This is a genomic window from Providencia sp. wls1914, assembly GCF_009706645.1.
GTDB lineage: Bacteria > Pseudomonadota > Gammaproteobacteria > Enterobacterales > Enterobacteriaceae > Providencia > Providencia zhijiangensis.
Window position 1 is genome coordinate 186,103 of the sequence record NZ_WLUN01000002.1, and the last position, 13,898, is coordinate 200,000.

A 13,898-nucleotide genomic window follows, 5' to 3' on the forward strand; every position below is an offset into this window, starting at 1 on the left:
CCGTGTTTGACATAGGTTTTAGTGAACTACTGCTAGTTGCGATCATCGGTCTTGTGGTATTAGGCCCACAACGTCTACCAGTGGCAGTGAGAACTGTTGCTGGTTGGATTCGTGCTATGCGCTCTATGGCTGCTAATGTCCAGAATGAGCTATCACAAGAACTGAAATTGCAAGAACTGCAAGAGACTCTTAAAAAAGTTGAAGAGAAAGCGGGTTTGGAAACTCTTTCTCCAGAACTTAAAAAGTCGATGGATGACCTGCGTCATGCTGCTTTGTCTTTACAAAGTGGTTATCAGGCAACAACCAATGATGTCCAATCTGAGTTGAACAAAGCAAAAGAGATCACAGAAAACTACGATGCTGCGGTAAAGGAATCCCATGCTAGTTCTTCGCAAACTCAAGAGTCAGACCCTGATCCTGAGTATGCTGCTAAGATGGCTGCAGTTGTTGAAGAAAAACCAGCTTCAGCAACACCAACAGACTCTAAGCCACTCGATGCTAAAGTAACAAACTCCAATCAAACAGAAAGTGAAAAATAACACATGGCTGTCAATGATGCTCAACCACTTATTAGCCACCTGATTGAACTAAGAAAGCGGCTACTAAACTGTTTGATTACGGTATTAATCGTCTTTGCGGCGCTCGCTTATTTTTCAAATGATATTTATCGCCTTGTTGCTGCGCCTTTGATTGATAAGCTGCCTGTTGGCTCTCAAATGAGTGCGACAGACGTAGCATCGACGTTTTTTACCCCGATTAAACTGACCATGATGGTATCTGTATTTGTTTCGATACCGGTCATTTTGTACCAGGTCTGGGCATTTATCGCGCCTGCGCTGTATAAGCATGAACGTCGATTAATGCTGCCGTTACTGGTATCAAGTAGCTTCCTATTCTATCTAGGAATGGCATTTGCTTACTTTGTGGTATTCCCGTTAGCTTTTGGCTTCTTTGTAAAAACAACGCCAGAAAGTGTTAACTTTATACCTGATATCAGCAAATACCTCAGTTTTGTCATGACATTGTTTATGGCATTCGGGGCTGCGTTTGAAGTGCCAATCGCGATTATTTTACTGTGCTGGACTGGCGTAACGACTCCAGAATCACTCAGACGTAAGCGCCCATACATTTTAGTAGGTGCGTTTATCGTTGGGATGTTCCTGACTCCGCCAGATGTTTTATCGCAAACTCTACTCGCAGTACCGATGTACTTGCTGTTTGAGCTTGGGGTATTACTGTCGAATTTCTATGTTGGCAAAGGTCGACGTAGAGGCGATGACGAAGAAGAAGAGCCAGAAGAATAGTCACGGTGACAACGTTATTGTGAAATAAAAAGCCCATTCAATGGGCTTTTTTTATGCCTGTTTGAAGCAAATATATCGCGAAAAACTTATTCGGACTCTTTTCTAAATTGCGTATTATCAATGACTTTTGCGACAGTGGTATTTAAGATGTTAAGCAAAAGAATAGAACGCGACTCACCATTTGGTTCATTGAAGATGGCCTTAACACCGGCAAAAATGCCTTCAGTAATAACAACACTGTCTCCCTGAGAAGGGAGATCTGGAGATTGAGTATGGCTGATAGGCGTCTGCTGTATGAGGTTAATTATCTCTTCAGGAACTTCAGCCGGTAATGCGCCAAAACGAATAAAGTGGCTGACACCACGTGTAGATTGGATAGTGGTTGTATGAATTTGCTCATGATCGAATTTTACAAACAGGTAATTGGGAAATAGCGCTTCAGTGATAACTGTGCGTTTGCCTCGAACGACTTTTTCCATTTCAGTCATTGGAGTCATGCAAGTCACATCTTGTCGAGTTAAGTGCTCAACCGCTCTATCCAGTTGCCCTCGTTTGCAATACAGCAAATACCATTTTTCCATTTTTTGATCCCATCCAACAAATTTATGCTCATGATAACAAATTAAGGCATAAGAATGTGACTAATGATGAGTAGCACAATATTATTCATCTACACAAGTATCGATTAATTCGATAGTTACGAAATTAGATACACAATAAACACAGCAGTTAATACACTTTTTGTAGGAGACACCATGGATATCTTTTTACTGAGTAATGGCAAACTTTCCGGCAACCCTGTATGGCTAAGTTACGCATTACCAAGAATTAGCGAAATGATTGAACGTAAACAGATTAAGTCTGCAGTATTAGTGCCTTATGCTGTTTTACGAGGTTCTCACGATGAGCGCGCGGAGCAGTTAAGCGATGCTTTAGGTATTAAAGTGACTTCGATTGAACATTTTGAGAGCCCAGTAGAAGCCATCGAACAAGCAGAATGTATTCTTGTGAGTGGCGGTAATACATGGTGGTTAAATAAATGCTTGCATGAGAATGGCTTAATTGTTGCTATCCAACGTGCAGTACGTGAACGCGGTGTACCTTACATTGGTTGGAGCGCAGGTTGCAACGTGGCGACTCCAAGCATTCGTACAACGAATGATATGCCTGTGAGTAATGCAGTTATCATGCCGTCCTTGGGTCTGTTCCCAATGCAAATCAACCCACACTATATTGATGCGCATATTTCTGGGCATATGGGTGAAACACGCGATGAGCGCCTACAAGAATTCTGTGTTATTAACCCTCATGAAGTGGTTGTTGCGTTACGTGAAGGTAGCGGATTACAGATCAAAGGTAATGAGTTAAGTTACTTCAGTGGCAAAAATGAAGGCTTCAAGTTGTTTCAGCACAACAAAACATTCTCTGAGCAATTTGATACCGTATCATTAAAGGATTATGTTCCGTTTGATTGCAAGTAAAGTGATATACTTAATCTGAAGATATTGATTATTAAGTATGTTTAACAGCAACTTGTAACCTTGGCTGGGAACCTTATAATGAGGTTCCCCCTGTAATAGTAAAAGAAGATAATGAAATACCGTGACCTTAGAGATTTCATCGCGCAGCTTGAAAAGCAAGGCGAACTAAAACGCATTACGATGGAAGTCGATCCTTACTTGGAAATGACTGAAATCGCAGATCGTACACTAAGAGCAGGGGGGCCAGCCTTACTATTCGAAAATCCTAAAGGCTATAACATGCCCGTTCTGTGTAACTTGTTTGGTACAACCAAGCGCGTTGCTATGGGAATGGGGCAAGAAGATATTAAAGCCTTACATGATGTGGGTAAGTTACTCGCCTTCTTGAAAGAACCAGATCCTCCGAAGGGTTTTCGTGACTTAATGGACAAATTGCCGAAATTCAAGCAAGTGCTGAATATGCCAGCTAAACGCTTGAGCTCAGCGCCTTGTCAGGAAGAGATTTGGGCAGGTGATGATGTTGACCTGACTAAGATCCCTGTAATGCATTGCTGGCCGGAAGATGCTGCGCCGCTGATTACTTGGGGTTTAACGGTCACGAAAGGCCCTCATAAAGAACGCCAAAATTTAGGTATCTATCGCCAGCAAGTCCTTGGTAAAAATAAAGTTATTATGCGTTGGTTATCTCATCGCGGTGGTGCGCTGGATTTCCAAGAGTGGTGTCAGGCACATCCAGGTGAACGATTCCCAGTCGCTGTGGCGCTAGGTGCTGATCCCGCAACGATTTTAGGCGCAGTGACGCCGGTTCCTGATACGCTATCTGAATATGCTTTTGCTGGGTTACTCCGGGGCAATAAAACGGAAGTTGTAAAGTGTATTTCTAATGACTTAGAAGTTCCCGCTGGGGCTGAAATTATCCTTGAAGGGTATATTGAACCTGGCGAAATGGCACCAGAAGGTCCTTATGGCGACCACACGGGTTATTATAATGAGATTGATGATTTCCCGGTATTTACTGTGACTCATGTGACTCAACGTCGCGATGCGATTTATCACTCTACTTATACAGGTCGTCCACCGGATGAACCCGCAGTATTAGGGGAAGCCCTGAACGAAGTTTTAGTACCTATTTTACAAAAGCAGTTCCCTGAAATTGTGGATTTCTATTTGCCACCAGAAGGTTGTTCCTACCGTCTGGCGGTTGTTACCATGAAAAAACAGTATGCAGGACACGCAAAAAGAGTAATGATGGGCGTCTGGTCTTACCTGCGCCAGTTCATGTACACTAAGTTCGTGATTGTTTGTGATGATGATATCAATGCTCGTGATTGGAAAGATGTTATTTGGGCCATCACAACACGTATGGATCCAGCTCGCGATACTGTCATGATGGAAAACACACCGATTGATTATCTCGATTTTGCATCACCGATTTCTGGACTTGGTTCCAAAATGGGAATGGATGCGACCAATAAATGGCCGGGAGAAACCAACCGTGAGTGGGGACGCCCAATTGTCATGACGCAGAGTGTCAAATCCCGCGTAGATGATATCTGGGAACAGTTAAATATTATTGAAAAGTAAGAGGAAAATCATGGCAACTTTGAGCTGTAAAGTCACATCTGTTGAATCTATCACGGATACAGTTTATCGGGTTATTTTGTTGCCAGACGGACCTTTTCATTTTAAAGCGGGTCAATATCTTATGGTCGTTATGGATGAAAGAGACAAACGACCATTCTCTATGGCTTCTACACCTGAAAATAATCAATCTATCGAACTGCATATTGGCGCGTCAGAATTTAATTTGTACGCGATGGCGGTGATGGATCGTATTTTAGAACAGCAACGTATTGATATTGATATTCCTCACGGCAAAGCGTGGTTCCGTGAAAATAGCCAAAACCCGATGATCTTGATCGCAGGCGGTACTGGCTTCTCTTATACCCATTCTATTTTATTGGCTGCACTGGCTGAAAATCCTCAACGAGATATTACTTTCTATTGGGGTGGTCGCCAGTTGGAGCATTTGTATGATCTCGGTGAATTACAAGCTATTAGTGAGCGTTATCCTAACCTGAAAGTTGTCCCTGTTGTTGAGCAACCGGATGAAAATTGGCGTGGAAGAACGGGAACTGTTTTGAGTACCGTGCTAGAAGATTTCGGTGATTTGTCTGGGCATGATATTTATATTGCAGGGCGTTTTGAGATGGCGAAGATTGCGCGGGATAGGTTTTGTAATGAGAGGGGGGCAAGGTCCACCCAGTTGTTTGGCGATGCTTTCGACTTTTTGTAATTTGAGTATCCCCGTTATATTTCAAGCCACAGGGGTGTTGGCTTCATAAAGCTACCCTATCACATACTCCAGTATGCTCAAGGGATAGCTTTACTTGCCGCCTACCTGTGACCTGAACTATTTAGGGGATGGACTGAGTTGTATTCAATATTCTGGTTGATTGAGTTTCACAGCTGTTTTGTGGATAAAAAAATCCCGCCCCTGACTAGGCGGGAACATTGCAAGATACGACAATGTAACGGCAAAATGAATTAGACTCTTTCGATAATTGTGGCGATGCCTTGCCCAAATCCAATACACATTGTAGCTAAACCAAACTGCTTATCATGTTGCTCTAACTGATTAAGTAACGCGGTTGTGATCCTTGCGCCAGAGCAACCGAGAGGGTGCCCTAAAGCGATTGCTCCACCACTTAAATTCACTTTCTGATCCACTTGGCTTTCTGAAATTTGCAGACCTTTTAGGCAAGCAATAGACTGAGCCGCGAAAGCCTCATTAAGTTCAATAATATCAATATCATTCAACGTCAGCCCCGCACGCTTTAACGCTAACTCAGTTGCAGGAACCGGTCCAAATCCCATGATGGATGGATCACAACCAACCACGGCCATGGCTCGAACTTTTGCACGAGGTTTTAATCCATGCTGTTTGGCATAAGATCCACTGGCAAGTAGCATGGCTGAAGCACCATCAGACAGTGCTGACGAATTGCCTGCGGTCACAGTACCACTGACAGGGTCGAAAGCGGGTCTTAGTGCAGCGAGTCCTTCCAAAGTGGCATCAAAACGGATGACTTCGTCATAGTTGATTGAAATCAGATTGCCATCGGCATCATGCCCTGCAATCGGAACGATTTCACGGCTAAATTTACCATTCTTGGTTGCCGCAGCCGCGCGTTGGTGAGATCTCAATGCAAAAGCATCTTGCTCTTCTCGGCTGATTTTATACATTTTAGCAAGCATCTCAGCAGTTAAACCCATTGCTCCAGAGGCTTTTGCTACGCGTAATGTGAGCTTTGGATTGAAATCAATACCGTGAGTCATTGGAACATGCCCCATATGCTCAACACCGCCAATCAAAACGGAGTGTGCATCGCCCGTCATAATGAAACGGCTTGCATCATGAATGGCTTGCATCGAAGAGCCACAAAGGCGATTGACTGTAACGGCTGGCACGGTGTGCGGGATATCAGTTAACAATGCCGCATTTTTGGCGATATTAAAACCTTGCTCTAAGGTTTGCTGAACACATCCCCAAATAATGTCATCCAACTCTTTCTTTTTCGCATTGGGATTGCGTTCAAAAATTGCATTCATCAGGTGTGCAGAGAGGTCTTCTGCTCTTACATGACGAAATACACCGCCTTTGGAACGGCCCATTGGTGTGCGTATACCATCAATAATGAAGACATTTTCCATAGGATTAACCTCTCGCAACTTTTTTAACATCAATAGCCACAACTGGTGGCTGCGGATAGTATCTGGCGTTAGTGGCCGCTTTTTCTTTTAATCCATTTGGAACCTGATAAAGCGGGCTTAAATGGGAGTAGGACTCCGCAGTTTTGACGTAAGACTGGCTACCGAGTGTGTCAAGATAGCAGAAAACACCCCCACGGAATGGTGGAAAGCCAAGGCCATAAACTAGCGCAATATCGGCATCTGAAGGGCTTTGAATAATACCTTCTTCAAGGCAGCGAACCACTTCGTTCACCATTGGTGTCATCATTCGAGCAATAATTTCATCTTTAGTAAATGAACGCTTACTTTGGCGAATCGAATTTAATAGTTCATCGGTTTTTGGGTCATCAGTTTTCTTTGGCTTTCCTTTTTTATCTTTTTCATATTGATAAAAGCCTTTGCCATTTTTCTGACCAAAACGTTGTTGTTCAAACATAATATCGATGGCGTTTTTACCTACTTTTTGCATTCTTTGCGGGAAGCCTTGAGCCATGACTTGCTCTGCATGAAACGCGGTATCAATTCCAACAACATCCAGTAGATAAGCTGGGCCCATTGGCCAACCAAACTCTTTTTCCATGACTTTGTCGATTTCTCTAAAATCGGCGCCATCTTGAAGCAGCAAGTTAAAACCAGCGAAGTAAGGGAAAAGAACACGGTTAACGAAGAATCCGGGGCAGTCATTCACAACGATTGGAGTTTTCCCCATTTTATTCGCGTAAGCCACCACTTTAGCAATGGTGCCATCACTGGTTTTTTCCCCACGAATAATTTCCACTAAAGGCATGCGGTGAACTGGGTTGAAAAAATGCATACCACAGAAATTTTCTGGGCGTTTAAGGGAATTTGCTAACTCGGTAATTGGGATGGTTGAAGTATTAGAAGCCAGTATAGTCTCAGATGTGATGAGTGATTCTACTTCAGACAGTACGGCAGCTTTAATTTTAGGATTTTCAACGACAGCTTCAACGATCACCTGAGAATTTTCAATACCAGCATAGGATAACGAAGGGTGAATAGCTGCTAGTGTTGTCGCCATCTTATCTGCGGTTATTCTTCCTCTTTCAAACTGACCATTGAGCAGTTTTCTTGCTTCATCAATACCTAAATCTAATGATTTTTCATTGATATCTTTCATTAAAACAGGAACGCCTTTGCTCGCAGATTGATAAGCAATGCCGCCACCCATAATACCCGCACCCAAAACAGCCGCATGGGTCGGAGCACCTGCGGAGCCTGCAATTTTTTTACTGGTAGACTTAACCTGTTGATCATTCAAGAAAACACTCACTAATGCGCGAGCAACATCACTGTGAGCTAACGGGACAAACGCGGCAGTTTCATGTTTCAGCGCTTCATCGCGGGTGCAGTTAGCTGCTTTTTCGATGGTATTGACGGCGCTCATTGGTGCAGGGTAGTGTTTCCCTGCAACTTGATAAACCATGCCTTTGGCAACATTAAAGCTCATTGCCTGCTCAAGTGCGCTAAGTTTTAACGGCTCAAGTTTTGGCTGTCGTGCTTGACGCCAATTTAGTGGACCAGAGATAGCTTGCTCGATGATTTGTAAGGCCGCTTGTGGTAATTTTTCAGTTTCGACAATCGCATCCACTAAACCGAGTTTAAGCGCTTGAGGCCCACTAACATCTTTACCTGCAGTGATAATTTCCAGTGCGCTATCAAGACCAATAAGCCGAGGTAAACGTACTGACCCGCCAAAGCCAGGCATAATCCCTAACTTAGTCTCAGGTAGGCCAATTCTGACATCCGGTGACGCAATTCTAAAATCAGTAGCGAGTACACACTCACAGCCACCACCCAGCGCATAACCATTAATGGCACTAATCGTTGGGACGGGAAGATCTTCAAGGCGATTAAATATACTATTTGCGTAACCAAGCCAATCACTGAGGGTTTCTTTGGATGCTTCGAATAGGGATAAAAATTCTTTGATGTCTGCGCCAACAATAAAAGCGGGTTTATCTGAGCGCAAAATAACGCCTTGTAAATCGCTTTGTTGTTCGAGTACTGCAACGGCTTCATCAAGTGAAGCGACGGTATGTGTATCCAATTTATTGATTGGTCCTGATGAGTTAAACACCAGTTCTGCAATACCTTTTTTCAACCATTGAATAGAGATTGTCTCACTTTGATAAAGCATGCTGTTCTCCTTTATGTGGCGGTCTTATCTGGTATGACCAGATGAAAATCAGTGTGACGATAATGTTAATTAAATGCAAATGGTTAATAACAAAACTGGAAGGCGGCTCACAGGAATTAAGGTAAATAACACAAGGTGAAAATGATATTTTCATTAATAATCAATGTATTAATCTTATCTTGTCATTGAGTGCATACACGTTATTAGCAGAACGTGATAAGCTTGATTTTTCTAACTAATACTGAAAGGTTGAACGAAATGGAAAAACTGGCTGGACTCTACGCAGAACATATTAAAACGTTACAAGAAACGACTCAGCAAGTTTTACAACGCAGTAAATTAGATGCCATCTTGATTCATTCGGGAGAGCCAATTCGCATTTTCCTCGATGATAGTGACTACCCATTTAAAGTAAATCCGCATTTCAAAGCTTGGGTTCCTGTAACGGATGTCCCTCATTCCTGGTTATTAGTCGACGGTGTGAATAAGCCGAAGTTATGGTTTTACTCACCCGTTGATTATTGGCATAGCGTTGAACCTTTACCAACTAGCTTCTGGACGAAAGAAGTTGAACTTATTCATCTAAAAAATGCGGATGAAATTAAAGGCTTTTTAGCTAATTTACCGAAAGAGCATCTAGCTTATATTGGCTCCTCTGCAAACAAAGCTGAATCTCTAGGTATTTCGACACACAATATCAATCCAAAACCTGTACTCGATTATTATCATTATCACCGTTCATATAAGACAGACTATGAGCTGTACTGCATGCGCGAAGCTCAAAAAATGGCGGTGAATGGTCACTTATCAGCTTTTGAAGCTTTCCAAGCCGGAGCAAGTGAATTTGATATTAATATTAGCTATTTAGAAGCGACAGGGCATCGTGATACGAATGTACCTTACGGTAACATTGTGGCTTTAAATGAAAATGCAGCCGTGCTTCACTACACTAAATTACAGCAAACAGTTCCGAGTGAATTACGTAGTTTCTTGATTGATGCCGGTGCTGAGTACAATGGTTATGCCGCTGATATTACTCGTACTTATGCCGCTAAGAACAAAAGCGAATTTGCAGAATTAGTTGCGGATTTGAATACAGAACAACTCGCGCTGATCGCGTCTATTAAAGCTGGCGTACGTTATACCGATTATCATGTCGATATGCATCACCGTATTGCGAAATTACTCGTTAAACATGGAATCGTGAAAGGAATTAGCGAAGATGCGATGGTTGAAAATGGTTTAACAACACCATTTTTACCACACGGGTTAGGCCACCCATTAGGTCTGCAAGTGCATGATGTGGCAGGTTTTATGCAGGATGAAGATGGTACTCATTTAGCTGCACCGAAAATGTATCCATTCTTACGCTGCACTCGTATTTTAGAACCAAGAATGGTGTTAACTATCGAGCCGGGTCTTTACTTTATTGAGTCCCTGCTTTCTGCGTGGCGTACAGGGGAGTTCAGTCAGCACTTTAATTGGGATAAAATCGAGCACTTCAAACCTTATGGTGGTATTCGAATTGAAGATAATATCGTCATCCATCATAACCATATTGAAAATATGACTCGAGATTTGCATTTACCGTAATGAAAGCGTACTCAATTCCGGCAGAAACGATCTCTTTTTCGGAAGAGATCAAAAAAAGCCGTTTTATTACTTATATCGCTCACACCGAGGGTATTGACGCGGCGAAAGATTATATTCAATCGATTAAAGCGCAATACCCCGATGCCCGGCATCATTGCTGGGCATTTGTGGCGGGGCGACCTGATGATTCTCAACAGTTAGGTTTTTCTGATGATGGAGAGCCTACGGGAACAGCAGGTAAACCCATTATGGCGCAGCTATTAGGTAGCAACTTAGGTGAGATCACTTGCGTTGTTGTGCGTTATTTTGGTGGAATAAAGTTAGGTACGGGTGGGCTAGTCCGTGCTTATGGCAGTGGGGTTCAGCAGGCACTGAAGTTGCTCTCAACAAAAACGAAAGTCCCTCAAAAAATCTTCAATGTGGTATGTGATTACTCACTTATCAATGGAGTTGAGCAATTATTAGCTCAGGTAAATGGTACTATATTGCTCAGTGATTATAATGAGTCTGTATCTTTGCAAATTTCTATTCCTGCTACTTGTGAGCAGGAGGTTAATGATAAATTACGTGATATTAGTCGTGGGGAAGTTACTCTCTTAGAACTGTCACAAGAGCAAACAGCATAGCAAGGAACCGGCCGAATGCATTTTCGTGCAATAACTCGTATTGTCGGGTTACTCGTCATTATCTTCTCTTTTACTATGGTCATACCTGGTATTGTCGCACTGATATATCGCGATGGTGCGGGACGAGCATTCAGTCAAACTTTTATAACGGCATTGCTGATTGGGCTTTTTTTATGGTTACCTACGCGAAATAGCCGACATGAATTAAAAGCAAAAGAAGGCTTTTTAATCGTTGTTCTGTTTTGGACGGTGCTAGGGAGTGTCGGGGCGCTGCCATTTATCTTCTCTGAAAAACCCAATTTATCTGTTACAGATGCCTTCTTTGAGTCCTTTTCTGGGCTAACAACTACCGGTGCAACAACTCTGACGGGATTAGACTCTCTTCCGAAAGCGATTTTATTCTATCGGCAGATGCTGCAATGGCTTGGAGGGATGGGGATTATTGTACTCGCTGTCGCGATTTTGCCTCTCTTAGGTGTCGGGGGGATGCAGCTCTATCGGGCTGAGATGCCGGGGCCATTAAAAGATAACAAAATGCGTCCGCGAATTGCGGAAACGGCAAAAACCCTTTGGCTTATTTATGTATTGCTAACTATTGCGTGTGCGATTGCATTATGGATCGCCGGTATGGATGTGTTCGATGCGATATCACACAGTTTTTCAACCATCGCGATCGGTGGGTTTTCTACTCATGATGCCAGCATCGGCTACTTTAATAGTCCTGCCATTAATACCATTATTGGCGTCTTTCTAATTATCTCGGGTTGTAACTTTGGTTTGCACTTTGCGGTTCTAACGGGAAGAAGCCTTGGAATTTATTGGCGCGACCCTGAATTTAGAATGTTCATCAGTTTCCAGTTTGTTCTAGTCGTGATCTGTACCGCGGTGCTGATGTATCACTCCGTATATGCTGGCTTTGGACAAACGCTGGATCAAGCCTTTTTCCAAGTGGTCTCGATGGCGACCACCGCGGGCTTCACCACTGACAGTTTTTCTGGCTGGCCGCTGTTCTTACCAATGCTTCTATTATGTGCGGCGTTTGTCGGTGGATGCGCAGGGTCAACGGGAGGGGGATTAAAAGTTATTCGTATCCTTTTACTGTTCCTGCAAGGCTCACGAGAATTAAAGCGATTAGTACATCCTAATGCGGTCTATACCATTAAATTAGGGCAGCGGGCGCTGCCTGAAAGGATCATTGAAGCTGTCTGGGGATTCTTCTCTGCTTATGCTTTAGTTTTCGTGGTTAGCTTGTTGCTTTTAATCGCCACCGGGGTGGATGAGTTTTCTGCATTCTCAGCGATTGCAACAACGTTGAATAACTTAGGTCCTGGCTTAGGTACTGTTGCTGATAACTTCACGACAATGAATCCTGCAGGTAAATGGATTTTAGTTGTCACGATGCTGTTTGGTCGTTTGGAAGTGTTTACTTTATTAGTGTTACTGACCCCAACTTTCTGGCGTGAGTAATATAGTGCGTCGCTAACGTATATAGATAGTAACGATTAGGAAGAAAAATGAGTTATCTACTTTTGCACTCAAGCACCGATGGGCAAACCAAAAAAATCATACTTAAAATGGCAGATCAATTACGTCGCGCTGGGCGTGAGTGTGATATTCGTGATTTGAATTCAGATAAAAGCTTTAACTTATCTGCTTACGAAAAGGTGCTAGTGGGAGCTTCTATTCGTTATGGACATTTCAATAAGCAGTTAGTGCGTTTTGCCACAACCCATCAAACTCAACTTAATTCGATGAAGACGGGATTCTTTGCCGTTAACCTTACAGCAAGAAAAGAAGGTAAGAATACTGTTGAGACGAATGCCTATACTCGTAAGTTCTTAGAGAAGTGTCCATGGCAACCGACTGTGAAGTCTGTTTTTGCAGGTGCGCTGTTTTACCCCCGCTATAAATGGTTTGATAGAGTGATGATCAGACTGATTATGAAAATGACAGACGGGCCAACCGACCCAAATACAGAAATTGAATACACTAATTGGGATGATGTCGCTGAGTTCGCAACGAGATTTGATAATATCTAGGCTTATTTTTAAACAAATCGTGGTTGATTTATACGATTTGTTTAAAAAGAAAACGGTCGAATAAAAATATTCAAAAAACACTTGCAGGATTTCTGTGACTCCCTATAATGCGCATCCACTGACCGGGAACAAGCCAACGCAAAGCGCGATGGACACTGAACCGGCAGCGAGAGAATCTGAAAAGATTAAGCAAAAAAAAATGCTTGACTCTCACTGAGGAAAGCGTAATATACGCCACCTCGCGACAACGACCTAAAGTCGAAAATCGAAAGATTAAGTCGCACCGCTCTTTAACAATTTATCAGACAATCTGTGTGGGCACTCACAGGACACTATCAAAAAAATATTTGATTTTAAGTCTTGAAGAGTGACTAACACGTTAATTCATATATATGAACTAATAGGTAATTTGGTTTCTTCGGAAATCAAACGACAGTAACATTCTTTGAGCATCAAGCTTTTTAATTGAAGAGTTTGATCATGGCTCAGATTGAACGCTGGCGGCAGGCCTAACACATGCAAGTCGAGCGGTAACAGGGGAAGCTTGCTTCTCGCTGACGAGCGGCGGACGGGTGAGTAATGTATGGGGATCTGCCCGATAGAGGGGGATAACTACTGGAAACGGTAGCTAATACCGCATAATCTCTAAGGAGCAAAGCAGGGGAACTTCGGTCCTTGCGCTATCGGATGAACCCATATGGGATTAGCTAGTTGGTGAGGTAATGGCTCACCAAGGCGACGATCCCTAGCTGGTCTGAGAGGATGATCAGCCACACTGGGACTGAGACACGGCCCAGACTCCTACGGGAGGCAGCAGTGGGGAATATTGCACAATGGGCGCAAGCCTGATGCAGCCATGCCGCGTGTATGAAGAAGGCCTTAGGGTTGTAAAGTACTTTCAGTTGGGAGGAAGGCGTTGATGCTAATATCATCAACGATTGACG

Annotated in this window: 12 protein-coding genes and 1 rRNA gene (1 of these 13 running past the window's edge); 10 read left to right on the top strand and 3 right to left on the bottom strand. The window is 43.1% G+C overall.

Annotation, left to right across the window (positions count from 1 at the left end; all coding sequences use genetic code 11):
- The first annotated feature begins 2 nt into the window (after positions 1-2).
- Both tatB and tatC read left to right on the top strand, forming a co-directional pair.
- A complete protein-coding gene (gene tatB / locus GKR74_RS00775; protein ID WP_036954940.1) occupies positions 3-539 on the top strand; it encodes a Sec-independent protein translocase protein TatB in 537 nt (178 codons plus the stop codon).
- A gap of 3 nt (positions 540-542) precedes the next feature.
- Positions 543-1,304, top strand: a complete 762-nt coding sequence (tatC, locus tag GKR74_RS00780; protein ID WP_036954937.1) for a Sec-independent protein translocase subunit TatC — start codon at positions 543-545, stop codon at positions 1,302-1,304.
- Positions 1,305-1,390: 86 nt separating this feature from the next.
- Here the strand turns inward: tatC and rfaH are convergent, their stop codons facing one another.
- Positions 1,391-1,885 (bottom strand): transcription/translation regulatory transformer protein RfaH, encoded by a 495-nt coding sequence (gene rfaH, locus GKR74_RS00785; protein WP_154602107.1) that lies wholly within the window; start codon positions 1,883-1,885, stop codon positions 1,391-1,393.
- A gap of 174 nt (positions 1,886-2,059) precedes the next feature.
- On the opposite strand from rfaH, the gene pepE reads away from it, so the two are divergent.
- From pepE to fre, 3 genes are all read left to right on the top strand, one after another.
- Positions 2,060-2,785, top strand: a complete 726-nt coding sequence (gene pepE / locus GKR74_RS00790) for a dipeptidase PepE (protein ID WP_154602108.1) — start codon at positions 2,060-2,062, stop codon at positions 2,783-2,785.
- Positions 2,786-2,896: 111 nt separating this feature from the next.
- Positions 2,897-4,369 carry a 4-hydroxy-3-polyprenylbenzoate decarboxylase gene (gene ubiD / locus GKR74_RS00795; protein WP_006658346.1) on the top strand — a complete coding sequence of 491 codons (1,473 nt, stop codon included), beginning with the start codon at positions 2,897-2,899 and terminating at the stop codon, positions 4,367-4,369.
- 10 nt (positions 4,370-4,379) lie between these two features.
- Positions 4,380-5,081, top strand: coding sequence for an NAD(P)H-flavin reductase (fre, locus tag GKR74_RS00800; protein ID WP_154602109.1), 702 nt, complete (start codon positions 4,380-4,382; stop codon positions 5,079-5,081).
- 251 nt (positions 5,082-5,332) lie between these two features.
- Here the strand turns inward: fre and fadA are convergent, their stop codons facing one another.
- Positions 5,333-6,499 carry an acetyl-CoA C-acyltransferase FadA gene (fadA, locus tag GKR74_RS00805; RefSeq protein ID WP_154602110.1) on the bottom strand — a complete coding sequence of 389 codons (1,167 nt, stop codon included), beginning with the start codon at positions 6,497-6,499 and terminating at the stop codon, positions 5,333-5,335.
- A 4-nt stretch (positions 6,500-6,503) separates the two neighbouring features.
- Positions 6,504-8,696, bottom strand: coding sequence for a fatty acid oxidation complex subunit alpha FadB (gene fadB / locus GKR74_RS00810; protein WP_154602111.1), 2,193 nt, complete (start codon positions 8,694-8,696; stop codon positions 6,504-6,506).
- Between the two features lie 258 nt (positions 8,697-8,954).
- On the opposite strand from fadB, the gene pepQ reads away from it, so the two are divergent.
- The 5 genes from pepQ to GKR74_RS00835 form a co-directional block, all read left to right on the top strand.
- Positions 8,955-10,289: a Xaa-Pro dipeptidase gene (gene pepQ, locus GKR74_RS00815; RefSeq protein ID WP_154602112.1), complete on the top strand. Its 1,335-nt coding sequence runs from the start codon at positions 8,955-8,957 to the stop codon at positions 10,287-10,289.
- Positions 10,289-10,915, top strand: a complete 627-nt coding sequence (locus GKR74_RS00820; RefSeq protein ID WP_154602113.1) for an IMPACT family protein — start codon at positions 10,289-10,291, stop codon at positions 10,913-10,915. Before pepQ ends, GKR74_RS00820 begins: the two co-directional genes overlap by 1 nt.
- Before the next feature lie 15 nt (positions 10,916-10,930).
- On the top strand, positions 10,931-12,382 hold the full coding sequence (gene trkH, locus GKR74_RS00825; protein WP_108479348.1) for a Trk system potassium transporter TrkH: 1,452 nt from the start codon (positions 10,931-10,933) through the stop codon (positions 12,380-12,382).
- Between the two features lie 47 nt (positions 12,383-12,429).
- The gene (hemG, locus tag GKR74_RS00830; RefSeq protein ID WP_154602114.1) at positions 12,430-12,954 is read left to right on the top strand and encodes a menaquinone-dependent protoporphyrinogen IX dehydrogenase; all 525 of its coding nucleotides are present in this window, start codon (positions 12,430-12,432) and stop codon (positions 12,952-12,954) included.
- Positions 12,955-13,416: 462 nt separating this feature from the next.
- Positions 13,417-13,898 (top strand): 16S ribosomal RNA (locus GKR74_RS00835); it runs 1,059 nt beyond the window's last position.